This is a genomic window from Acidaminococcus nyctereutis (assembly GCF_052216985.1).
Classification (GTDB): Bacteria; Bacillota; Negativicutes; order Acidaminococcales; family Acidaminococcaceae; genus Acidaminococcus; species Acidaminococcus fermentans_A.
The window spans coordinates 122,054-144,829 of the sequence record NZ_JBQOUY010000002.1 but is presented as its reverse complement, the minus strand read 5'-3'; the positions used below and the strand labels follow the sequence as shown (position 1 = coordinate 144,829).

Genomic DNA, 22,776 nt, shown 5'->3' with positions numbered 1-22,776 from the left:
AGCCATGTCTTCTGCTCCTCCTAATCCTTCGTTCGCAAATATTTATCCATCAGACATCCACCGCGGAGGTACTTTGCTGTCACACACATCTTACAATGAACACACTTTTGCGGATCAATATGATATCCTTCTTCTGTTATGGAAATTGCACCAGCTTTACAAAGAGACTCACATTTTAAGCATTTTCTACATGCATTAAATTTACGAACCTGATAACCTACCATATGTTGTAAGTTGTTATGATTTTTGACGTTCATTGTCCGAATTTTAACAGCATGCTCAAACCCATCCTGTTCAAACGGCTGCACCGATAAAATTGGGACATTAGTGCGAACATCAAGTACAAGTACCTCGTGTAGTAATTTCTGGCCAAGTTCTGGAGCCACTCTCCCAAAAGGAGTCAGCATATTAAGAAATTCGTCATCCATAGGACGAACAAGACGATATATTTTTGCGTGTTCTTCTGTTGTGCAATTAGTAAAACGAATTTTTACATCACCAGCAGCCTGCAACCCGTTTCCACCTTGTCTTGCCTTCCATGCTCCAGAATCCACATATTCTTCTGCATCAGGTTTGCCAATTTTCCTGGCAAAATCTACAAGAAATTCTCTCCATTTTTTAGATGCTTCTGGCATATAGATTCTAGATAAAAATTGAGCCCGTTGATTATTGTTAGGACAGCACCAACAGCCAACACGATCATACCCTAACCGATATGCCTCATTAAAATCAATACCTTCAGAAAGAATATAGAGCCAAATATCCATATCTTTCCAAAAGAATATTGGTGATGCTACAGTCTGTTGCTGAATCTTTATTGATTCAGCATCATCTTCTATGCGATTGTACTTACTTCTTGCTACAGATTCAGATTTTCTAATTCCATAAAATGTTAGAATCTGCTGGTTGCGATATAAAGCATTAATTACACGAGTGATGGGACCAGTCTTAAACATAGAGCAACACCATCTCATCATTCGAGCAGGGGGCCCAATATCTGAACACACGTCTAGAAAAACCTGTTCATTATTTTTAGCAATTTTGAAAATTGCCTGTGGATGATTACGCCGATAGCGTTCTGCATACCGTACAGTTAAAGGAAATTCCAATGTAGTATTACCAAAAATATGAACCAAACTTGGATTACTTAATGCTTTGATAGCAAGATCAGCTGTAACAGTGGAATCTTTCCCCCCTGAGAAAGAAAGTACAATATTTTCTTCCGGAAATTTCGCAGCCGCTCTTTTAATAAAATTATGAGCTTCATCAATTAGGTAATCTAATCTTCTTTGATTTGCTTCCTTGAATACCTCAAGATTTCCCTCAAAAAATTCATGCGGATTATTTTCTTTGAAACGTTGAAGCTGCTCAATGTATATATCCTCATTCGCTTCTTTGAAAAGTTTACTAGGTAATGCTATTGATTTTCCATTAACATAATATCTATTGTTAGATGCCCATACTGAAGACTCTGCCCACAAATATGGTTTTTTCTTTAACAGTATTTCGATTAATAATCTTTCTTCCGGAAACACTGGGCGAATATCCGACGTCAAATATTTCATTGGTGTGCCGCATCTTGGGCAGACGCCCTTATCGGCTTGCGTAATTTCCTGCATTACAGGAACATGGCATTTATCACACCAGTATACTTCTGTCGGAATATCTTCAATAGTCTTTTCACCACAGATAGGGCATGTTTTTTCGTTGGTTTCTATATTACAATTTTTGCACCACACTGAACCTGCTCCTTATGCATATAACAATATTATAGGCCTAATAATCAAGAGTTTTTATAAATCTTATCCAGAACTTTAGTAATAGCATTCTCCCTATCCTATATAGGTTAGAGTATTTATTAAAATATACGTTGCTTTTTAAAATTGATTCTATTCTCTCTTTATAAAACTAGAAATTTTTATCATCAGTCAAAGTAATCTAACCTCTAATTTTATATATAAATTGTTAATATATTAGTTTAACACGATTACTTGTGGTTTTCAATCTATTTCATAATACTACAGTTTCTGTGAAAATTTCAGTACAGTTAAGCTTTGTAGAATTTCTTTTTTACTAATGATATTTTGCAAGAGACCTTTTCGCCAGGAACTTCCGCAACTCCCTCACCACAATCCGATCCGCCGGCAACCAATCCACACTATCCAATTCATCATAGGAAAGCCACTTAGCGGCTTCGTGTTCCAATAAGGTCAAGTTGCCCTGTTCCACTTTGCAGATGAAGCACTCCATGGAAAGATGGAAGGTAGGATAGTCGTATTCCACTGTAGTGAGAGGCTGTTCCACCCGGATATCCGTAGCCAGCTCTTCCCGGATCTCCCGTTTAATGGCCTGCTCCGGAGTTTCCCCTGGCTCGATCTTTCCCCCAGGGAATTCCCATCCGTCTTTGAATTCTCCATACCTCCGTTGGGTGGCCAGGACCTTATCCTGGTTGAGTATCAGCGCCGCCACAACCCGTACCGTTTTCAAAGCCATCTTCTCTTTTACATGCAATTTACTTTATTCCTTATTTTTCCATAACACATGTGCTATTTTGATTTATGCTTATAGCTCTATTGCTTCTTATTTTTATCTTGTTCTTGAGCATCATAAATAACATTTGGGCCAATTTTCAGTCTAAGTAATTTCCCTTTTTCGGTGTAAATAGCCCAAAAATGTTGCGTTTCTTTTTTATTGTCTAGTTTTATATCTGAATCAACAGTGACATTTCCATTTTGTGCTTTTGCTACATTACTCTGTTTTATAGAAAAATCGGTAACATATAATCCTGTTCTTTTTTCAATATCCTCCTTAGCAAGTAACATATAGTTCGGTTCTTGAGAGGCTTGAGAAGTTTGATTTTTAGAAGGTTTATCATTCCCCCCAAATATCATCACACAAGCAATAATTAAACTTACAATGATATAACCAATACTTTTATTATCCATTTTCTTTCTCCTGAGTAAGTATAAATTTTGTTCCTACATATTCCATCTATCATTGAATTCTTCACATCCCCGTAGGGTAGCGAAGACTTTATCCTGGTTGATAAACAATGCGTCCACAACGTTGATTGTTTTCAAAGCCATCGCCCCTTTTCCCATTTTTATACTATATTTTATTATACCATGAACGCTGTGTAAATTTCTGGATAACAAGGAGAGAAAATCCATAATGAAAGTCCCCTCCAAACCCAGTTTCCCATCCCCCACTTCAATCATGGATGGAAAAACGTTTCCCACACCGGGTGCAGATCCAGGTGTGCTGCCAGCCAGCATAGACTTTCGGCCATACCTTGTCATTCCAGACGTTATCCTTCCCTGCCAGGAAGCATCCATACATCCAGCCGATTCCCAACAGGGCCCAGAAGATGCCTGCTGCCAGGTCTTTGTGCCCGGTCCAGAGAGCAGTCAGCCCGAACAGCGCTCCCAGGAAGAAGCCCAGGAAAATTCCGCCCAAAACATCGGTCTTGATGTTCCTTTTTCTTGGCGGGGCTGCTTCCCTGGCCATTTTGGAGATCTGGGTCCCTTTGGATTTGAAATACCCTACATTGACGTCCCCGGTCCCATATGTGGTCCCTACGGAGTCCAGGTTGATATCCCCCGTCTGTTCTTTCCAGATCATTTCCACTTTCCGTACATCATCGGACCCGCATTTGGGGCACAAATATCTATCATCCATGGCTTTCCCTTCTTCCTACCAGTTTCTGGGGTTGAATCTCTCCACCAGACTTTCCCCTTCTTCTGTTACGTACATACTTATCCCCATGCAGACCATACCAATGGCTGCATAATATTTGGTCATCCATCCATCGCTCAGCCCTGCATAGAAGTAGAAGAATGGTATCAGCTGGAGCAGTCCGAGGATAGGCCGGAGCGAATTGGGGATGAAGCCATCCCAGAACTTCAAGAACCTCCACACAAAAGTAAAAATCACATCCTTCCCAAAATCACTTTCTTCCGGAAGCCATTTAGCCCTGATGATGTCCCCTGTTTCAGAACGGATCACCGTCGGTTTGATTTTGACGATTGATCCAATTAGTTTTTCCAGACCTTCTATACTCATCATTCTATTCCTTTTCTATTCCTTTTATCGGGAGTACTAGAGATATTCCAGACACCGTCTGGAATATCTGGTATCATAATCTGCATGTTGGTTTTCAACTTTTCCTGGCAAACCATAGTTTCTGCTGTGCAGCAGGTGTATTGTCTGAAATAGATGCACTTATACATAGTTAAATACAGTATAACATATTATCATTATGAAAAAACAATATAAAAAAGCCCGGACAGGAACTCCCACCCGGACCATCTCCCTTGCCGTACCCTTGCCTGCGAGCAAGTTTTCCTATATCTGAATGTAAATTCACTTCATAACAAAAGCGCCCTAAAAAGCTCTCTTTTCTTTCCTGATTTGCAAAGTTTTACGTGCGTTGTTTGGCATACACAATATGTAGTTATCTTCTTCCAATAGGCCACTATATCTTGCGCTCAGTAGTAAAACAGGTGTTCTTCTCTTGTACATTTGTTTCTGTCATCCCCAGTTTATGCGCCTCTCCAGGCTCGCTCACCTCGTAGTGCCGTGGCAGATAAATAGTATTTTGATCATGGACACAAAACTCCCTTCTATGCCAAAATATGCCGATTTAATGCGGTTTTGCAAGCTCCACATGTCCACATAGAACAGGACAAAATTTTGCAAAAAACGGCACAACTTTCCCCATTGCAGTAGTAAAAATGGTAGTAAAACGGTTTTTCCTACTACCGAAATTTTTCTGGGGTGAATTTTTCTCTGCTATTATAGCAAAAAAGGAGGGGGATGGGCAGGTGGGAATGGGGCATAAGCGCAGAGTGAAGAGTACAGGGACCCCTCTGGGCGGCCGGGACGGCCTTCCCTGCGGGAAGCCCCTACCACGTTGGGGTCAAAGAACCAGAGAGCAGAATTTCCTTTTGACAGTCATTACGTACGTTAATATAATGAGTAGCAAAGAAATCACCAGTGTGGTGCATTGGCGACGGCAATTGCAGCCCGGTTCCAACATGCCAGCTGGTGATTTTTTCGATGACATCAATAATAATACCTTGTAATCCTGTGGCTTATGCGGATAGTGTACGGCCAGCCTATCTGATCCATGCAATATTCAAAGATTCTACTGCGGGGGATAACCACAGTCGTATGAGTACCCCCCATCCGATTCGTTTCATAGCGCCACATATCTGTTTTGTATTTACTGAATTCCCAATGGACGACTTCCTGCAGCTGGCCATTTTTAACCATCTTTGTAGATACATCGAACCACCGGGTATCTCCCCGCGTGCCATAGGAAATGGTATCATCCATCACGTAAATATCAAGATTTTCACTGTTCCAATGGGCTACCCAAACATCCGTTGCACTGACAGGCAGCATTCCTGCTGCCCATACAAAGACGCCAAGCAACAGCACCCTTAAAGCGATTCCTATTTTTCTCATAAAATCACTCCTTTTCATAGATTCCATTCTTACCCTGCTGCTGAAGATTCACTAATGACTTTTTTCATTATAGCAAATGACCTATCCAAAAATCACGACAGAAAAAGGCCCTCAATCAATTTGACTGCGGGCCTGCTTTTTTACCCACTGGGCAGCCGGGGATGGGCTCCCCTGCGGGTAGCCCCTACACCGTTGGAGTCATGGACTTGTGCATCTGGCGGGCCACCGGTCCTGCGGCCCCTACGGTTGGAACAGGAAGTGGGCGGCTTTAGCGACATTTTGCCAGAGGCAAAAGTATTGAATCGCCCATACGGGTTCACAAAGGATTCTGCGACCCGTGCGTCTCCGCTCTTCACTCTGCCCTCTGCACTAATTGTCACCGTACAAAGCTGACTTCTTTTCATTTCCCCTCACGCCTTATAGGAAAGCCAAATTGTATTAGGTTGAATTCATCCTATCTATGGGTTATAATTAAATCATCAAACGTAAGGAGGCATCAACTATGAATGTCAATACAGAAAATCTTGTTTCCATCACAGAAGCAAACCAGAACTTTTCTCGTGTAGCCAGAATGGTTGATGAGAAAGGTCCTGTTGTCATTTTGAAAAACAACTCTCCTCGCTATCTGCTGATTGAGTTCAGCAACGCGGAACAGGAACAGCTTGCTAACGACGAAGATGTGCTTGCTGTTTCCAAGCGTTTAATCGCCAAAAACCGGAAAGCCTATGAGGTTCTAGCCAAATGATTGTTCTTTCAAAGAATCAAATCATCAAACTTCATTCACAGCTGATTCAGGAAACAGGGGGAACTGATGGCATCCGGGATGAAGGATTTGCTGGAATCCGTATTGGCCGCACCATTTCAGTTCTTCTCAGGCACAGACATTTATCCATCTTTACAACAGAAGGCTGCTCGTCTTGGATATGGTCTTGTAAAAAACCATGCTTTTATTGACGGCAATAAACGTATCGGTGCACATGTAATGTTGGTGTTTCTCGCTCTTAATAAGATTGAGCTCACCTATACACAAGATGAACTGTCAGATACATTTTTAAAAATTGCCTCTGGAGAACTCTCGCAGCAAGATCTTCTTCACTGGATTATCATTCATCAAGAATAGCACCATGCCATTTGTTGCAAGAAAAAAGCCTTGTAGGATTTTTACATCCTGCAAGGCTTCTCTTCATTCTCTTTTCTCGTGAGTCTATCACCCCGACTGCGGGCTTTCTCTTTTCTGTCCTCTGGACGACCGGGGATGGGCTCGTGCATCTGGCGGGGCGCCGGGCCTGCGCCCAGTTTCTTTTTTACTCTCTTGACCGCCTGCTTTGTATGTGATGTATTTTTAACATGAAATATGTATTTTCAATATATGTATTCTATTTCCCAAAGTAGAGGTGTATCCGTAATGTCTAAAAAGATCTTTGTTGCTGTAAGGCAGTCTATCTTTTTGAATTATACTTTTACCGGTATATGCTGGATTATAGCTGGAATATGTAAATTCCTGCATTCTTTCATTTTCACATTGACTGCTTTAATTTTCGTTTCACTGGCTACTATTTTAAGTATTATTTTATTTACAATGGGACAAGAAGAAAGGGATGAAATGGCAAATCCCATATTATGGAATCCTTTTATAGGGGTTTTAAGGTTATGTGTATGACCACAATGTTATCTCTTATCTTCGCCATAGGTAATAGTTTTTTACCAACACCTATTAACTTTCCACAAGAAGCTCTGTTGAATATTATCTTAGGAGCTGGAATGACTGCTGCTGGACTTACTTTTCGTGACCTAGAAAAGGATACTTGAATCATGGAGTATCTAATTACAAAAATCCGTGACTTACGCCGGATCCATAAAATGCAACAAAGTGATTTAGCTAAATTAGTTCATGTCCGCAGAGAAACAATCAGTAATATTGAAAACGGGAAATATAATCCTTCTTTAAAATTGGCCTTGGACATTGCTCATGTATTTGGTAAACCTGTGGAAGATATTTTTGAATACATTGAGGAGGATGATTTACATCTTCCGGATTCTGAAAAAACAAAATTGCGCATCCTATCTTTGATTCCAGTATATAATCTTACAAGAGTGAAAATACGGACAGTAAAAAAAGCCATGGCAGGAATTCCCACCATGGCTCTTTTCATTTCCGCACCAATGCTGCTAGTAGAATCGTACCAATCCCATAAGCCAGGTTCCGTTGTGCATTCAGCCGTTTCTGTGTTCTATTGATATACCCTATTAAATAAGGTATATCAACTATAAAGAAATAATAATTTGAAGACACTTGATGATGGTATCACTGTCGGCCTTGGTGTTTGGGAAAGCCTGACGGAAACCACACAAAATCTTATGTCTGCAGATAGTGAGTGTGTCTGTTACAGAAAAAAATCATTCATCACCTTCAGAGAGTAAGATGTCCCTTAATACCAATTCGATTTCATAATCCCCCCATTTTTGGATTGTGTCAATAAATTCCTGCAATTCGGCCTCGTCCGTAAAATAACTGTCGATGGATAGTGTTTGAGCACCAGTTATCTGATAACAGTGGTTGATATGGCTGTGGCACTGAGTAAGATAATCCAACAGGGACTTCATAAAACCGCTGTGTGGGGTTATTTTTATAAGGGCATGTGTTTTATAACCATATATGGGGCAGTTGACATTCACGGTATAGTGATGGACAACGCCCAAATCAGTCAGGCGGTCAAGACGATTCTTGACCGCCTGACTGGTTAAATGAACGCGTTTTCCCAGTTCAGTCATGGAAATTCTGGCCTCTTTATGCAGAATGCTGAGGATTTCATGGTCAGTTTTGTCAATTTTTTTGTTGTTGGCAGGTAAAAAATTCATGGCAATGCTCCTAACTTGAAAACTTGAAAATTTCAAGTGATTTGTCTGCATCTCTTGAAATCCTGTATCGTAAGTAAAATTCTAGCAAAGTATAATCACAATGTAAATTAAATTATGCTTCAGAGGAGGAAATGAAATGAAGTGGAGAAAAACTTTAATGGCTGCATTCTTGGGAATGACGATGATGACGGGCAATGCCTTTGCACAGGTTTCTTACCAGCATGTACGCAATGCTACGGGCAAATTGGCGTACAACGATACGGTATTTTTGATAGATCCCATGCTGGCAGAAAAAGGCCGTTATGAAGGCTTTGCTGGTTCTTTCAACAGTGAGGTGCGCAATCCCAAGATGGACTTGCCCGAATCAAAGGAGGATGTATTAAAGAATGTTGATGCGTTAATTGTCACGCATACCCATCTTGACCATTGGGATGAAGTAGCTCAGCAGTTCATCAACAAAGATATTCCTGTATTTGTGCAGGATGATAAGGACGCTACTGAAATTCGCAAGGAAGGTTTCCGCAATGTTCAGGTGCTGAATCGGGATATCGAGTTCCAAGGGGTGCGCCTGACCAGAGTAGAAGGCACGCATGGTACGGAAGAGATGTATGCCAATCCCGCTTATAGCGTACTGCTCGGAGAAAGTATGGGCGTGGTCTTTGCTGCTCCCGGTGAAAAAACTACTTACCTGATGGGCGATACGGTCTGGACGGCCCGGGTTGATAAAACGCTACAAAATCGTCAGCCCGATATTCTAATTATGAATACTGGTTATGCTAAGTCCATCTGCTACAATGATTCCATTATTATGGGTACAGAAGATGTAGGCAGAGCGGCAACGAGAATGCCAAAGGCCAAAATTGTAGCGGTGCATATGGATGCCATTAACCATTGCACAGTATCACGCAAGAATATGCGCGACTTTGTCCATAGCAGAAAGTTAGGCAAACAGGTAGCTGTACCGGATGATGGACAGATAATAAATTTTGATAAATAAGAACGTAACAAAGTGAGCTGTTGCATGTGAAATCGCATGCAACAGCGTGATAAAATGGGTCTGTTGCACGTAATATGACGTGCAGCAGTCCTTTTTCATGTACAAAAAGATAATCCCGGGGCTTAAATACCTCGGGCTGTTGCCGGATAATTACAGAGCAGGCCCGCAATCTTTAAAGACTGCGGGCTTTCTTTTTTTGCCCTCTGGGCGGCCGGGATGGGCTTTCCTGCGGGGAGCCCCTATCACGTTGGGATCGGGGGCTCGTGCATCTGGCGGGCCTGCCGGCGTGAGGCCCCTACGGCATCGCAATGGACCATTCGCCCCTTCCGTCCTGCTCTGCACTCTTCGCTCTTCATTCTGCACTTAGCTTTGGAAACCGGATCACCTTGGGCTGGATTTTTCCCACCTGCTCCAGTTCTTTTTTAATTGCTTGCAATTGCAATCATAATAACCTATAATTAAAAAAGGAGGCGATATTATGGCCAATACTTCTGCTGTTTATGCCAGAATCGATAAAAATTTAAAAGATCATGCTGAAGGAATCCTTGCCCAGCTCGGCATTACCCCCTCCAGCGCCATCCAAATGTTCTACAGCCAAGTCGTCTTAAGAAAAGGAATTCCTTTTGAACTCAAACTTACTTCCCCCAGGCCAAAGGCTCTCGGAGCAATGACAAGGGATGAACTGACTGCTGAAATCCAAGCAAGTATGGATTCCATTCAATCTGGTCATGTCCACACTGCAAATGAAGTAGATGAAATCCTTAAAAAGGAATTTGGCATATGAGCATTCAATACAGCGTCACTTATTCCAATGAAGCTCTTGAAGATTTGAGGGAAATATATACTTATATTGCTGAAGAGCTGCTCGTCCCTGAAATTGCTAAAGACCAGATTCATAGAATCCTAAGAGGAGTCCGCGCTTTAAATACTATGCCATCTCGTTTCAAAAGAGTTGACTGGGAACCCCTGCAATCAATGGGAATTCATCAGATGCCTGTAAACAATTATGTTGTTTTCTATCTAATCAATGAGCAATCCCATTGTGTCATGATTTCCCGTATTTATTATGGTGGCCGCAACATTGAAGATCTCAGCAAAGATATTTTGAATGAAACTGAATAAAACAGGCCCGCAGTCACTTCGACTGCGGGCCTGCTTTTTTGCCCTCCGGGCGGCCGGGATGGGTTTGCCTTTGGCGAACCCCTACGGCGTTAGGGGCAGAGATACAACGAAAAATCTCAGAAACGCGGTTTCCGAAGGTCCCGTTTCTCTGACCGTTGGAATCAAACATCCGATACCAACGGTGTAGGGGCGAGCCGCAGGCCCGCCCGTCCCGGCCACCGGTTTTCACGTTCAGGACCATCTGCCCGGCAGATGGTCTCCTTTGGCGTAAGGCGGATTTGAAGAGCGGGGCGCCGGGCCTGCGCCCCCTACGGCATCGCAAATGGGGGCGTTGGATTCGCACCGTCCCGCTGACGTCTCAAGGCTCCCTTGAGGCCGTGTCTGCCTTCTTGTCAGATTCCCTCACGACTTATGGGGACCCCGGATCACTTTGGGTTGAATTTCACCTACCTGCTCCTACGAATCGCCAAATTTTATTTTTGCATCAATTTATGCTGCAAGAATAAAGCATTGTCATTTATTGTATTTCTTTATTCAGTCTTTTTGCTTATAATTAAATTGATAAACAACGAAAGAGGTGAGTCAGGATGACTACTGCCAACATCAATGTCCGCGTGGACGCAGAGCTGAAAAAGGAAGCGGAAGGATTATTCAATGATTTGGGACTGAATATGTCGTCTGCCATCACTATGTTTTTAAAGAGTGCGGTCAGATGTGACGGGATTCCCTTCCAAGTCCGCCGCAATGCATTCAATGCTGAAACACGTGCTGCCCTTGCCGAGTATGAAGAAATGAAAACTCATCCGGAAAAATACAAACGGTATCACAGCTTTGCTGACCTTATGAAAGATGTGGACAATGAAGCTTGACATCGTTGTACTGGAATTGTTTCTTTTTCGCACTGGTTCCCATTCTGACTTGTTCTGAAACATTACATATCGAAAAAAGCAGGCCCGCAATCACCTTGACTGCGGGTCTGTTTTTTTGCCCTCTGGGCGGCCGGGATGGGTCCCGGGCGCTGTACTCATTGAGTTTCGCGTTGTCAAAAATTCAGCAACTTTTTTCAGTTTATCCTGAGAGATACCAAGTACTTTATCAAAAGGAAATTCCGGCGTGACTACCTGCAGCACATCGGGCTTTAAAAGGGCAACAGCACTGCGAAAAATATCCAGGGATTCCGGATCGTCACTGTAGCCTTTAACCACCGTGATTTCCAGATGGAAACGGCCCGTGTATGATTTCCTGAAGTTCACCATATTTTGAATATGCTGCCGAACCGTATAACCGGCGATAGGCCTTTGGGCTTTCTGAAAAGCTTCTTCCCGTCCCATTTTCAGTTCCCCGATTACTTCTTCACACCGACCTGCAATGGCCGCATACGCCGGATTTCCATAAAGATAGCCGTTTGACAGGAGTCGGATGGGGACTTTCTCCCTATGAACAGTATCAATGACCTGTTCCACACCTTTCAGCAGCACAGACTCGCCCAAAGAATTGAGAAATACCAAATCAGGCTTGATTCTCTGAATCCGCTGTCGCAGATCCCGAATCGCATCGTCCAGATTTCCCAGATTCACTGACTCCTGGGTCTGTACGTGTACCAGCTTACGACTCACAGGACAAAAAATGCAGTTAAAATTGCAATATTTGCCGGGGAAAAGGTTTACTTCCAAAATAGATTTTCCCTCTTCCTGATACGGTTTTTTATAAATAAACTTTTCCATTAGTTTCTCCTGAATGTTTATTACGGTCAAAAATAAATATGCCGCTTCCTTATCTGCTAAGACCTGACGATAAGGAAACGGCGTACTTCTGACTACTCGGCAGCAGCCAGCACCACTTGTATATGATTGATTCGTGTTTAGTATAACAGAGTTGATGAAATTTGGCAAGCAGTCTGTTGGGAAAGGTATGTGTCAATAAGTTCTCGGTAAAATCTTCATCACAGTATAGTTATTCATTCACGGACCCGTAGGGGGCGCAGGCCGGTTGCCCCGCCTTTTCTGCACCATGCTCCGAAATCGACGGCATAGGGTGCAATCCAAAGGGAAACCCTTCCCGGCCACCGGTTTTCACGTTCAGGAGCATCTACGCGCCCTCTACGGTATCGCAATGGGTCATTGGATTCCCACCATACCGCTCTTCTCTCTTCCCTCTGCGCTCTGCACTGTTCATTTAGCTTTAGAAACCGGATCACTTTGGGCTGGATCTCGCCTACCAGATTTTGTTAGTCGTTACTGTTTTAATTTATAGTAAAATATGTTGCAAAAATAGAACAATATCATTTATTATATTGCTCTTTTCATTATTTTAACATATAATTAAATTGATAAAAAGAAAGAGGTGAGTCAGGATGACTACTGCCAACATCAATGTCCGCGTGGACGCAGAGCTGAAAAAGGAAGCGGAAGGATTATTCAATGATTTGGGACTGAATATGTCGTCTGCCATCACCATGTTTTTAAAGAGTGCGGTCAGATGTGACGGGATTCCCTTCCAAGTCCGCCGCAATGCATTCAATGCTGAAACACGTGCTGCCCTTGCCGAGTATGAAGAAATGAAAACTCATCCGGAAAAATACAAACGGTATCACAGCTTTGCTGACCTTATGAAAGATGTGGACAATGAAGCTTGAAATTATTGCCTCCAACAAAACATAAGGAAAAGGTCCCTGCTGCTAATCCGTACAAAATCTGACGTCTCAAGGCCCATAGGTCCGTGTCTGATTTCTTACCATGTCCCTCACGCCTTATTGGGAAACCGGATCACCTTGGGCTGGATCTCTCCCACTTTGGATCACTGGACAGTTGTTGCCGTGAAAAAAATAAGATCGGTGGTTTTGGAGATTTGGCCCCCTCCGGTTACCTGGACAGACTGTTTGTCCATAAAGATTACCAACGCAGAGGATTTGCCACTGCAATCACCTGGAGAATTTTGCAAAAAATACGGTCATGACCCATGCTTCGATAACAGCCCGATCTTTTTTTGAACATCGGGGATACGAAGTCATCCAGGAACAGGTTGCTTTGCGTCAGGGTATATCCATCCCCTATTTTGTCATGGAGCTGGCTGTACAACAGAAAGAAGGTATTCGCTATGATAAAAGAAATCGTCCATGATATCAGAAGAATGCCGCATATATAACAGTCTTTTGCCTCAGATTAGCATTACGAAGGGTTTTGTGCTAATTTCTTCATTCCTTCAACGGTCTTATTATTCGAACACATCAATTCCACATACAGATCTTTGTTTTTGGACCGGATAATGATAGTTCCATATGCGCAAATAGGAAGCTGCCTGTTGTCTTTGAATCGTTTGTCAGGTGTTCCATTTTTATTGACTTTCAGCCATGTCTGGCCGATGACTTCAGCGTCATTGGGAACCAGCTCTTCTTCCACATATGATGTTTTCTTGAAATCCAACAGAATATCTGAATAGCTGACCGCCCCCACATCCATCGCTGAAACGATCAGCAGCTTGTCGGGCATAAAGTAAAGAGCCTGTTTTCGAAGTTTTATCCCAAAGCAGGGCACATTGGACAGGATATAAAAAGGCAGTTGATTGGTAACTCTCGCCGCAATACGATTGATTCCCCTTGATGCGCCGCCGTTGGTTCTGCGTTCAAGGCTGCTTTCCGAAATCACCTGCCAAAATTTAGCATTATTACCCAATTGCATCCACAGTGCAGATAAATGCTCGTAGTTTTGCCTGGATTCTTCGTCAAAGGAATATTCCATAGGGACCCGCAGTTTTGTATAGACAAGAACCTTAAGGATAGCCCCAAGCAATGCCGTCAGGGCAAATACCGGATACACTATGGATAATACCGCCGTGGCCAACAATGGAGTACTGATATAATTATATCTTTGGACCGCTTTCAGTTTTTTTAGCAATACAGCATATTCCGGATCCTGATATTCACTAATTTCTATTCTTTCGGTACTGACAGCAGGAGGTTCTAATGGCTGCTGAACTGGCTGGGCCCCGGGGACACCATTCTGTCTTTTGGGACCGTGTTCCTGCACATAGGATATCCCCGTTCCAGGGACAGAATATGTTTCACGGACTCCACCCCGGGCCGTTTTGGTGAATCTGACTCCCTTCATTCCCCAGCTGTAGCCGATTCCGCTTTTACTGATATTGATATGGCATCCAAATCCCAAATTGATACGTCTTCTCATTCTCCATCCCATGAGAAACTCCTCCAATCGATAGTTTAAACTAATTATATTAACCGTTTGCAGCTTCTAAATCTTGGATTCCCAAATTTTTGAAGAACTCATAGGTAGACTTGAATCGACTCTCATTGGGAATATAAATTATGATTCCATCACGTCCCCTGGTTAGCAGCACGCGATAACTATTGAGTCGATGCTTTCTATCCACATTATCATGAATTATATCATTCCATTTGGGATCGTCAATTGTCCACCATTTCTGTCCATCTCACAAAACATCATCCTTCCAGCATACGATGGGCATATCTAATTCCAGTCCCTGACAGCTGAATTCCGTAGCAACCTTTTCAAAATTCCCGCTAGACCCTTTCTCTCCTCGGGGAAGGACATACCATGGTCCCCATTCCCATTTTGAAATTTTGGGATACCAGGGATATGCTTCTTTTGATGATGTAATCATTCCATAATGTTTATGATCTTCCTCGTGATATCGATTGATGCAATATTGCTGAGCCGCAGACAAATCCATGGTAAAATAAATAGGGAAATCTTCACCGATCTGACCAAGCAAGTCCTTAGCTTCCTTTGTGTAGCCTGCAATCATCATATTCACAAATTTGCTATACTGTCCTGCCGTATGGGTACGAAGAGAAACGGTTAAATTCAATTTGTCTTCTACGAATTTAGCTCTTTTGAATACTGGCAATAGTTTGGAAGGACAAGCAACTTCCCAGTCAGGAGATAATGTATCTGCCCATATTTGCAAGCTGCCAATTTCCTTTTGATAGATGTCTTGCCCTTCTCCTACTAAAATGAGTAAAACGCCCCAATCCAGGCATTTGCTCATAAGATTTATCAATTTTTCAGGTTCATCCGGCCATGCTCTTTGGCCTTCGTCAAAAACGATTACGTTCCGATTAATATGCTTTTCTTTTTTATGTTATAAACCTGATTGACCAAAGATTTACTTTTAAGAGTATACTTTAAGACTTCTACAAGTGGATTGTTGCCGGATAAGAACCAAGTAGAATATTTTGTTTCTTGATAAACAAGCTGAAGCCCAAGCAGCGTTTTACCGGAACCAGGTACTCCAGTTACGAAAGCTAACAGATGCTTTTTATGAGTAAAAGCATACTGGACCTTTCCATGTAAAAATTCTATTGCATCCGGAATTCCTGCACTATAGGCCTGCCGAATCTCAGGTAAGGGCTCATGATTTGCATACTGGCGAGCAGCTTCAAGAACCGTAGAAAGTGGTTTATAGTTGGAATTGAGCCATTGGGTGATTGAAAAAGGTTTTGAAGAAAGGCAAGGAATCGAAAGTTTGTCAGGAGAACGTACATATACGTCTTTTTTTTTGATTCTGAAGGCCCTTGGTTAAAGTCAGTACAAGAATAGGATAAACCGTTTTCCCACAGGTTTCAACGTGATACTCTTCTAAATCCCTTTTATATCCTAAAAGCTGGTTGGCCTGGGAAACTTGATACCGATCCCAATCTTTGAACTCAAAGACCACCACAGAGGAAGCACTGATCAGTAAAACGTCTGGGCGACGCTCTCCTTCATAGGGGAGCTTGTATTCAAACACAATATAATTGGTGTCCGGAAATTTTGCATTGGCCAACGCTGCCTGCATGACCTTAAAACAATTTCTCCATGCTTTGACCTATCCTCTATTTTCATTCTCATCAAGAGGGAGATCAGGATAAACCTGGTGGAACCTACGAATCATGTAAGCTGTCCAATTGTCTAAGTTCAATTTTTGGAATTCAGCCACCGTTCCTACATAACAGCATCGATCATTCTCCATTTTCGCCCCTGTACGATAATGCTGTTCTGCAAAATTTACACTTATAATAAGTATACCATAAGCATTGTACAAAACAAAATTGCCCTAGCAGGTTACTCCAACCACGGCTATAGTCCATTTTGTAACATTACATACGAGCAAACTTCACTATAAAGGAGAAATGTGGTCATCCAGAAATGAAGGCAGGATGTTTCCCCTCTCCACCGAACAAATCTGACGTCTGATATCTCAAGGCCCGAAGGGCCATGTCTCACTTCTTTTCATGCCCCAAAATCCCACTCATGTCGGTAAAATTCCCGAATGGAAAGGTGGCCGGGAAGGGTTTGTCTTTGGCGGACCCCGATTCTTATTGAACCTTCATGTATCGTTTCAATTCTTCATATAAATTTTCCCGAGTTCCAGCCATTATCACCACAATTATAGCATCGTCTTCAACAACCACTGTATAGGCCAATTCGTAATTGGTTTTATTGTAATAAATATCATAACTGCGGATACCTGCCAAATCGCCTGTTTTTTCCTGACCGAGGGTGGGATCCTGGGCCAATTTTTCCAAGGCCTGCCGATATAGTTCTTTTAGTTTTTTCAGAAACCTGGCTGCCGACTTCATAAAGCGGATTTCTGGCATGGGTCAATCCTCCGCCGTAAATACATCATCCATGGTCTCATATTCTTTCTCCCCTTTTGCCACTTTACGGGAGTCAGAAAGCATGGCCTTTACGGCAGGAGCCACTTGGGCCTGTTTTTTCCGGAAGGCTTCCAGGAGTTCCTGGCCGGACAGTCCCTGGGCTATCAGATCAGCCAGGATGGATTCTGCCAGTTCTCCGCCCTGATTGGATGCAAGGGGACGGATAATGATGGCATCCCGGGTCAGGAGGCATTCTGCCTCTTTTCCAAATCCCACCTGGGCATAATATTTTTGAGGAATGGTAAATTGTCTTTTCGAGGATATAGTCACCCGTTTCTGATCCAGAACCGGTTCCTTCAGCACAGCATTGGTCATAGTGGTTTCCTCCTTATAAAAAAATGGTAAAACTTCCTTGTTTCAAGGAATTTTTACCATTTCTGATTGGGAAAGGCAAGCGCGACGAAGACGGCGCAGGGGATTGGGTATCTGGCGGGCCGCCGGGCCTGCGGCCCCTACGGTTGGAGCAGGAAGCTAACATCTGACCGTTGATATGCTCTGTCCGGGGCGCGTACATGACCACAAGCATCAGCCCTGCCGCCCCGCCCAGGCAAGCGCCGGGGCGATAAAAGCCCTGGCATTGATTCCGTTGTTCTCCATAGGCTGCCTCCTTTTCTCCCTGCCACTCATTCCATACGTATTCCATCCCTACTATCATTTTACGAAATATTCAAAATAATTCTACTGTACTAAAGTACAGGTTCCGGTCATTTTTCCCATCAATCCATAGTCAGTCAGGAGTCGGAAGCAGCATGCAGGATGAGCACTTGGTTATACACGAAAAAAGCCATGGCAGGGACTTTTTCTTCCCGGCATGGCTTTTCTTTACCTAGAACTGTTTCCTTCAATGTTGTTTTGTATACTTTTTGAGTTGTTCCTCAATGAATTTATGTTCCCATTTCTACAATTCCATATAGGGAATCCTCGAAAACGTAAAGAAGGACATCGGACCGGACCTTCATTCCAGCGTCAGTACCCGATCCACATCCGCCATGATGACGCCTGTAATCCCGCAGAATTTGTCCAGGATCTGTTGCATTTCCCGGGAATCCTTCACCGGCTGATCCAGTTTTACAGCAGCCATGCTCAGCATAGGCATATAGTACTGGACGCTGCAGTCCATTTTTTCAGCTAGCTTTTCCACATCTTTCCGGGTCATCCCCCAGTCTAGATGCAGCAATACCATTCGGTCGGAATAAGCTTCACCGGTAAGACCATTGCGGATTAGATGGTCTTCATGGGTTTCCTGGAAAGAATCCCCTTTTGCTGGCGCCAGGGATTTCAGGATGGCAGCATCGGTGCCTCCAGCCGCACCCGGACGGGTGAACTGGACACTAATTATCTGTTTCTCTGGGCTGATCGTGACATGGGCTTCCAGCGCATTTGCCGGATCCGTCCCCTTTTGTTTGATCTGGAATGAGGTTGCCCCTGCCTTGAGTGCCGTAAAATGCAGGTTGGTTACAGCCAGTTTCGGCTGCTCCCTGGTGTTCTGAGTTACGGTCTGAGAATCCAGTCTCAGCATGGTCGGATCCAGATCCGCCACGCTCCATCCCTTATCTCCATCTGCTGTTCCTTTCAGGTCCAGCGTCAGCGTACTGCCCTGGACGGCCATGTCATATCCAGAATAGACTTCCTTTTGGGTGTCACCGGCTGCCTGATAATGGACACTGGCAGTTTGGGTACAGGCTTCTTCCGCCCCCGCTGCAGCCGGCAGCCCTAGGGCCAGCACCGATAGCATCACCATGATCCTTTTCCAATCCAGGTTTTTCAATTCTGTCAAGCCTCCTGCGTACAATCTTACTTCGTTTTATATCAAAAAATTAGCTTTGTCAATGCAAGTGCTGTTTTTCTCACAGTCAGTGCATTTCCCTTCAGCTGCCCTTCCCCTTCAGCCGAACCGCTTTTCTATTGTCGAAAGTCCATGGAAGCCAGCTTTGCTGGCTCCGAATTTAAGTAAATCAGTTGATTTATGGAACAGGTTTTGCTGTTTTAAAATCAATTTGCGAAAATCGATTTCCAAAAGCGTATGACATCTGACCTATGACGTTGGAGATGCTGCACACATATTTTTCACGTGCAACATCCCCTTCCCTACTATTCCACAAAGGTCCGATAGATTTGCTTCGACAGAGCGGCCATAGTTCCGTAAGGAGTATAGTTCCGTGTGAAGATCACCAGTACATAGGCTCCTTTAGGGGTATAGACGATGCCCCCGTCGTGGCGCACATCGCTGACTTCTCCAGTTTTGTGCGCCACCACGGTTCCCTGGGGCAGGTCTCCAGGGATGCTGTCGTTGTCCGTCTGACGTTTGTAAATGGCCAGCATTTCCCGGTCCTGGTCTAAGCCCACGCATTTTCCCCGGTACAGCCGTTTGAACAATAGAGCTATGTCCCGGGTGCTGGTCAGGTTTTCCCGACCTTCCCCCATGGCTTCGGTATCCATCATTTTCCGGCGCAGGACACTGTGGCTGTACCCATGGTTCTGCATGTAGGTATTGATCCGGTCCATGCCCAGTCGGTCGATGAGCAGGTTGGCGGCGGTATTGTCGCTTTCTGTGATCATCAGGTCCAATGCCTCCTGGAGGGAGACTTTGGTTCCATAGGGCCGTCCCTGGAGAACTCCTGCCCCGCCCACCACATTGTCCGGGCTGAGGGTGAAGGTTTCCTTCCGGCTCAGGCTGCCAGCCTGAAGATCTTCATAGGCCTTGGCCAGGATGAAGACCTTGATCATACTGGCAGAAGGCAGGGTGCTGCTACCCAGGTAGATGCTCTGATTGGTGGTCAAATCGGTGAAATAGACCTGGCAGGGACCCGCCTCTCGTATGATCCTTCCGATTTTCTGCATCCGGGGACTCAGGGCCGCTCTGAAAGATGCGGCTGCCGGGGCCCCGGCCCACGCCGTCCGGGGCAGCATCCCTCCGGGCAGCAGCAGAAGGCCCGCCAGCAGCAAGACGATGCCCTGTTTCCATGGTTTCAAAAGAACTTCACTCCTTCCCCGGCTAGCCGTTCCCTAAGCCCCGCCATGAAATGGGGTCCCGGATCCGTCTTACCATGATAATAGCCTGGTACGTCCTCTTTCCACAAAGCCGTATGCCGAGCCTGGTCCTGCTGATAATGGCCCAGCACCCACTGGATGGCGGGATATTTCCCACGGAGATAGCGGATCAGTTTCACATTGGCTTCCAGCTGGGCCTGGGTCAGATCTTCCCGGCCGTCCACCCCACCCACATTCTCGATGCCGATGGCGCACCAGTTCAGTCCGATGGCATGCCGGTTCAGAGCCGTTTCCGGAGTCAGCTGCCAGATGGTCCCGTCCCGGTCCACCAGAAAATGGGAAGCCACGTTCAGAGTCCCGTTCTGGAGATGGGGATTCTCTTCGTTGTAAAAATACCGGTATACTCCGTCTCGGGAATCAGAAGCCGTCCAGTGGACCACTACTGCCTGGGGCACAATGGTTTCCATCTCCTGGCCGTAGTGGATCCGGGCATATTCCCGGATCAGCCGGCGCCGCAGGTCCGTAAAGGCAATAGGCCTGGATTCCATGGCCGGTCTTTCCAGGGATCGTTTTTCCTGTACCGCCGTTCCCTGCCCGGGAGAAACGGATTGGCGGCCTGTTCCCTGGGCACAGCCCCAGGTCCCGCTGCCCAGAGCCAGGATACAGGCCAGCAAAAGGACCTGTCCAGTTCTTCTTTTCGTATGCATGTAATCTCCCTCCTTACCCATTAAGGATAGCACATTCGTACCTTTTCATTGATAAACTTATTATAAATCCCGGTTCCTTGCGGGAGATTTTGCAGGACTGAAGGGATTTCCTTTTGTCCTTGGAGGGGATGGAGGATGTAGCTGGTGCCCAAAAATACAGCGGGCCTTATGACCGATGTAAAAGCAGGCCCCCAGTCTTTTCAACTGCGGGCCTGCTTTTGCAGCATAGCATATTGCCACTACATTTGTGAGGAGTCAGGATGATCGGGTTCTATTTTCTTGTTTTCTCAATCTCTATAAAAATCATCTTTGTCTCTTTCTTCATCCTCATCGTCATTCTCTTCCCCATTTTCCTCTAACGGCTCGTCGAAATTGTCGTTTTCCTCTTGGGAAGCATCCCCTTTCAGCGTATCCCACAGAAACATCCGGACAAAATCCTTTTTCTAGCTTCCATCCATGATCATTCACCTCTCTGAAATGATTTCCCTTCAAAACGGCAAACTCTCCAAAGGAAAGGCTTGCAAGACCATTATAATACCATACTTGGACGGAGGCGTTCATGGTTTGATTTCCTCTCTCTCCTGCTTCCTTCTTTGTTTTGTCCTGATTTCATGGTAAAATAGGAAAGATTGGTCTATTGCCATCGATTCTGAAGTAAAGGAAGCATAGGAACAGCATGGATGCTTTGCATGATCATTGGACACAGAAAAGAGAAATCTCTCCGGAAGAATTGGCGGAATTGGATCCCCAGCAGATCTATGTGGTGGATATCCGAGACGCAGCAGCTTTCCAGCGGGGGACCCTGCTAGGGGCCGTTAACCTGGATCCTCTGGCACTCCAGGAAGGGCTCCTGGAACTGCCGGAAGAAAAGCTCATCGTCTGCCTCTGTATGTGGGGCAAGATCAGCCTGAGCCTGGCGGACAACCTGCGGGACCAGGGCTACACAGCGGTCTCTCTCCACGGCGGCTATGCCCTATGGCTCCAGCGTAGGCTGGAAAAGCAAGCCGTACAGGACGCTGCTGACTCCCAGCGGCTGAAACGGATCGAGACCTCTCTGCGCCGGAAATATAAACGGCGGATCTCCAGCAAATTCGTCCAGGCCATCTGCGACTACGACATGATCCAGCCAGGGGACAAGATTGCCGTGTGCATTTCCGGAGGCAAGGATTCCATGCTCATGGCGAAACTGTTCCAGGATCTGAAGCGCCACAACAAGATACCCTTCGACCTGGTGTTCCTGTGCATGGACCCGGGCTACAACGAAATGAACCGGAAGATCATCGAAGAGAATGCCAAACTGCTCCACATCCCCCTGACCTTCTTTTCCACCAATATCTTCGAATCCGTCTTCCATGTAGAGGAATCTCCCTGCTACCTGTGCGCCAAGATGCGCCGGGGGTATCTTTACCGGAAGGCGCGGGAGCTGGGCTGCAATAAGATCGCCCTGGGCCACCATTTCGATGATGTGATCGAAACCAATCTGATGAGCATCCTCTATGCCGGTGCGGTGCGTACCATGCTGCCCCGGCTGAAAAGCACCAGCTGCCCGGGTATGGAACTGATCCGCCCCCTCTATTATGTCCGGGAGGATGACATCAAGAGCTGGCGGGACGAAAACGATCTGTATTTCATCCAGTGTGCCTGCAAGTTCACGGAAACCTGCTCCACCTGCCACACAGACGGGACCACCGACTCCAAGCGGCTGGAAGTGAAAAAGCTGATTGCCCAGCTGGCCGCCGGCAATCCCCAGGTCCCCAGCAATATCTTCCACAGCCTGGAAAACATCAATCTGGATACGGTGCTGAAGTTCAAGTACCACGGCAGGGAACATAGCTTTTTGGAGGAATGGGAGAAGTAAAAAAGGGATGTTGCACGTTGCGTGCAGCATCCCTTTCGTCATACGTCAGTCGTCATACGTCATACGCTTTATGAAGAGGATGTGAAAAATTCACACC

Annotated in this window: 27 protein-coding genes and 3 pseudogenes; 12 read left to right on the top strand and 18 right to left on the bottom strand. The window is 45.0% G+C overall.

Translation table 11 applies throughout. From position 1 onward, the window contains the following. Nucleotides 1–20: 20 nt before the first annotated feature. From ACTUHY_RS02220 to ACTUHY_RS02195, 6 genes are all read right to left on the bottom strand, one after another. Entirely contained in the window at nucleotides 21–1,739 is a 1,719-nt protein-coding gene (locus ACTUHY_RS02220) for a phosphoadenosine phosphosulfate reductase domain-containing protein (RefSeq protein WP_442826447.1), read from the bottom strand. Between the two features lie 334 nt (nucleotides 1,740–2,073). Beyond that, nucleotides 2,074–2,487 carry a (deoxy)nucleoside triphosphate pyrophosphohydrolase gene (locus ACTUHY_RS02215; RefSeq protein WP_442826469.1) on the bottom strand — a complete coding sequence of 138 codons (414 nt, stop codon included), beginning with the start codon at nucleotides 2,485–2,487 and terminating at the stop codon, nucleotides 2,074–2,076. An 83-nt stretch (nucleotides 2,488–2,570) separates the two neighbouring features. Then, the gene (locus ACTUHY_RS02210) at nucleotides 2,571–2,945 is read right to left on the bottom strand and encodes a hypothetical protein (RefSeq protein WP_442826446.1); all 375 of its coding nucleotides are present in this window, start codon (nucleotides 2,943–2,945) and stop codon (nucleotides 2,571–2,573) included. A gap of 265 nt (nucleotides 2,946–3,210) precedes the next feature. Then, nucleotides 3,211–3,678 (bottom strand): hypothetical protein, encoded by a 468-nt coding sequence (locus ACTUHY_RS02205; RefSeq protein ID WP_442826445.1) that lies wholly within the window; start codon nucleotides 3,676–3,678, stop codon nucleotides 3,211–3,213. 15 nt (nucleotides 3,679–3,693) lie between these two features. Beyond that, nucleotides 3,694–4,065, bottom strand: a complete 372-nt coding sequence (locus tag ACTUHY_RS02200; RefSeq protein ID WP_441094897.1) for a hypothetical protein — start codon at nucleotides 4,063–4,065, stop codon at nucleotides 3,694–3,696. A 999-nt stretch (nucleotides 4,066–5,064) separates the two neighbouring features. Further along, entirely contained in the window at nucleotides 5,065–5,496 is a 432-nt protein-coding gene (locus ACTUHY_RS02195) for a hypothetical protein (RefSeq protein ID WP_442826444.1), read from the bottom strand. A 475-nt stretch (nucleotides 5,497–5,971) separates the two neighbouring features. On the opposite strand from ACTUHY_RS02195, the gene ACTUHY_RS02190 reads away from it, so the two are divergent. From ACTUHY_RS02190 to ACTUHY_RS02170, 5 genes and pseudogenes are all read left to right on the top strand, one after another. Continuing rightward, entirely contained in the window at nucleotides 5,972–6,214 is a 243-nt protein-coding gene (locus tag ACTUHY_RS02190; protein ID WP_370834445.1) for a type II toxin-antitoxin system Phd/YefM family antitoxin, read from the top strand. Next, nucleotides 6,211–6,589 (top strand): annotated as a pseudogene (locus tag ACTUHY_RS02185) (type II toxin-antitoxin system death-on-curing family toxin). Before ACTUHY_RS02190 ends, ACTUHY_RS02185 begins: the two are co-directional and overlap by 4 nt. Before the next feature lie 285 nt (nucleotides 6,590–6,874). Beyond that, nucleotides 6,875–7,129, top strand: coding sequence for a hypothetical protein (locus tag ACTUHY_RS02180; protein WP_442826443.1), 255 nt, complete (start codon nucleotides 6,875–6,877; stop codon nucleotides 7,127–7,129). Beyond that, on the top strand, nucleotides 7,126–7,278 hold the full coding sequence (locus tag ACTUHY_RS02175) for a hypothetical protein (protein ID WP_442826442.1): 153 nt from the start codon (nucleotides 7,126–7,128) through the stop codon (nucleotides 7,276–7,278). The genes ACTUHY_RS02180 and ACTUHY_RS02175 overlap by 4 nt, the downstream gene beginning before the upstream one ends. Before the next feature lie 3 nt (nucleotides 7,279–7,281). Next, nucleotides 7,282–7,488 (top strand): annotated as a pseudogene (locus ACTUHY_RS02170) (helix-turn-helix transcriptional regulator); the annotation flags it as partial. Nucleotides 7,489–7,866: 378 nt separating this feature from the next. Here the strand turns inward: ACTUHY_RS02170 and ACTUHY_RS02165 are convergent. Beyond that, nucleotides 7,867–8,328, bottom strand: coding sequence for an Lrp/AsnC family transcriptional regulator (locus tag ACTUHY_RS02165; RefSeq protein WP_022488291.1), 462 nt, complete (start codon nucleotides 8,326–8,328; stop codon nucleotides 7,867–7,869). 136 nt (nucleotides 8,329–8,464) lie between these two features. Between ACTUHY_RS02165 and ACTUHY_RS02160 the strand changes: the two genes are divergently transcribed. The 4 genes from ACTUHY_RS02160 to ACTUHY_RS02145 all read left to right on the top strand — a co-directional run bounded on the left by ACTUHY_RS02160 (nucleotide 8,465) and on the right by ACTUHY_RS02145 (nucleotide 11,316). Further along, a complete protein-coding gene (locus tag ACTUHY_RS02160) occupies nucleotides 8,465–9,325 on the top strand; it encodes an MBL fold metallo-hydrolase (RefSeq protein WP_442826441.1) in 861 nt (286 codons plus the stop codon). Nucleotides 9,326–9,803: 478 nt separating this feature from the next. Next, on the top strand, nucleotides 9,804–10,109 hold the full coding sequence (locus ACTUHY_RS02155) for a type II toxin-antitoxin system RelB/DinJ family antitoxin (RefSeq protein ID WP_074707401.1): 306 nt from the start codon (nucleotides 9,804–9,806) through the stop codon (nucleotides 10,107–10,109). Further along, nucleotides 10,106–10,447: a type II toxin-antitoxin system RelE/ParE family toxin gene (locus ACTUHY_RS02150; protein WP_074707398.1), complete on the top strand. Its 342-nt coding sequence runs from the start codon at nucleotides 10,106–10,108 to the stop codon at nucleotides 10,445–10,447. The genes ACTUHY_RS02155 and ACTUHY_RS02150 overlap by 4 nt, the downstream gene beginning before the upstream one ends. A 587-nt stretch (nucleotides 10,448–11,034) precedes the next feature. Then, nucleotides 11,035–11,316, top strand: a complete 282-nt coding sequence (locus tag ACTUHY_RS02145) for a type II toxin-antitoxin system RelB/DinJ family antitoxin (protein WP_012938313.1) — start codon at nucleotides 11,035–11,037, stop codon at nucleotides 11,314–11,316. Nucleotides 11,317–11,406: 90 nt separating this feature from the next. On the opposite strand, the gene ACTUHY_RS02140 is transcribed toward ACTUHY_RS02145, so the two are convergent. Next, on the bottom strand, nucleotides 11,407–12,171 hold the full coding sequence (locus tag ACTUHY_RS02140) for a radical SAM protein (protein ID WP_442826440.1): 765 nt from the start codon (nucleotides 12,169–12,171) through the stop codon (nucleotides 11,407–11,409). Nucleotides 12,172–12,800: 629 nt separating this feature from the next. On the opposite strand from ACTUHY_RS02140, the gene ACTUHY_RS02135 reads away from it, so the two are divergent. Together ACTUHY_RS02135 and ACTUHY_RS02130 are read left to right on the top strand one after the other, a co-directional pair. Then, complete coding sequence (locus ACTUHY_RS02135) at nucleotides 12,801–13,082, top strand: type II toxin-antitoxin system RelB/DinJ family antitoxin (RefSeq protein WP_012938313.1); 282 nt, start codon at nucleotides 12,801–12,803, stop codon at nucleotides 13,080–13,082. A gap of 83 nt (nucleotides 13,083–13,165) precedes the next feature. Further along, nucleotides 13,166–13,402, top strand: coding sequence for a GNAT family N-acetyltransferase (locus tag ACTUHY_RS02130; protein ID WP_442826439.1), 237 nt, complete (start codon nucleotides 13,166–13,168; stop codon nucleotides 13,400–13,402). Nucleotides 13,403–13,614: 212 nt separating this feature from the next. Here ACTUHY_RS02130 and ACTUHY_RS02125 read toward each other — a convergent pair whose 3' ends face one another. The 10 genes and pseudogenes from ACTUHY_RS02125 to ACTUHY_RS02080 all read right to left on the bottom strand — a co-directional run bounded on the left by ACTUHY_RS02125 (nucleotide 13,615) and on the right by ACTUHY_RS02080 (nucleotide 21,246). After that, entirely contained in the window at nucleotides 13,615–14,640 is a 1,026-nt protein-coding gene (locus ACTUHY_RS02125; protein WP_442826438.1) for a DUF4236 domain-containing protein, read from the bottom strand. A 37-nt stretch (nucleotides 14,641–14,677) separates the two neighbouring features. After that, a pseudogene (locus ACTUHY_RS02120) lies at nucleotides 14,678–15,547 on the bottom strand (DNA/RNA helicase domain-containing protein). Further along, nucleotides 15,532–15,735: a DNA/RNA helicase domain-containing protein gene (locus ACTUHY_RS02115; protein ID WP_442826468.1), complete on the bottom strand. Its 204-nt coding sequence runs from the start codon at nucleotides 15,733–15,735 to the stop codon at nucleotides 15,532–15,534. The pseudogene ACTUHY_RS02120 and the gene ACTUHY_RS02115 overlap by 16 nt, the downstream one beginning before the upstream one ends. A gap of 217 nt (nucleotides 15,736–15,952) precedes the next feature. Beyond that, nucleotides 15,953–16,261 carry a hypothetical protein gene (locus ACTUHY_RS02110; protein WP_442826437.1) on the bottom strand — a complete coding sequence of 103 codons (309 nt, stop codon included), beginning with the start codon at nucleotides 16,259–16,261 and terminating at the stop codon, nucleotides 15,953–15,955. Between the two features lie 520 nt (nucleotides 16,262–16,781). Next, entirely contained in the window at nucleotides 16,782–17,063 is a 282-nt protein-coding gene (locus ACTUHY_RS02105; protein ID WP_442826436.1) for a type II toxin-antitoxin system RelE/ParE family toxin, read from the bottom strand. A gap of 3 nt (nucleotides 17,064–17,066) precedes the next feature. Continuing rightward, entirely contained in the window at nucleotides 17,067–17,438 is a 372-nt protein-coding gene (locus tag ACTUHY_RS02100; RefSeq protein WP_442826435.1) for an AbrB/MazE/SpoVT family DNA-binding domain-containing protein, read from the bottom strand. Nucleotides 17,439–18,078: 640 nt separating this feature from the next. Further along, entirely contained in the window at nucleotides 18,079–18,900 is an 822-nt protein-coding gene (locus ACTUHY_RS02095; protein WP_442826434.1) for a hypothetical protein, read from the bottom strand. 314 nt (nucleotides 18,901–19,214) lie between these two features. Continuing rightward, nucleotides 19,215–20,096 carry a serine hydrolase gene (locus ACTUHY_RS02090; RefSeq protein WP_442826433.1) on the bottom strand — a complete coding sequence of 294 codons (882 nt, stop codon included), beginning with the start codon at nucleotides 20,094–20,096 and terminating at the stop codon, nucleotides 19,215–19,217. Continuing rightward, nucleotides 20,093–20,821 (bottom strand): N-acetylmuramoyl-L-alanine amidase, encoded by a 729-nt coding sequence (locus ACTUHY_RS02085; protein WP_442826432.1) that lies wholly within the window; start codon nucleotides 20,819–20,821, stop codon nucleotides 20,093–20,095. The genes ACTUHY_RS02090 and ACTUHY_RS02085 overlap by 4 nt, the downstream gene beginning before the upstream one ends. 287 nt (nucleotides 20,822–21,108) lie before the next feature. Next, nucleotides 21,109–21,246, bottom strand: coding sequence for a hypothetical protein (locus tag ACTUHY_RS02080; RefSeq protein ID WP_442826431.1), 138 nt, complete (start codon nucleotides 21,244–21,246; stop codon nucleotides 21,109–21,111). A 251-nt stretch (nucleotides 21,247–21,497) separates the two neighbouring features. On the opposite strand from ACTUHY_RS02080, the gene ACTUHY_RS02075 reads away from it, so the two are divergent. Continuing rightward, entirely contained in the window at nucleotides 21,498–22,679 is a 1,182-nt protein-coding gene (locus ACTUHY_RS02075; protein ID WP_442826430.1) for a PP-loop family protein, read from the top strand. Nucleotides 22,680–22,776: the final 97 nt, after the last annotated feature.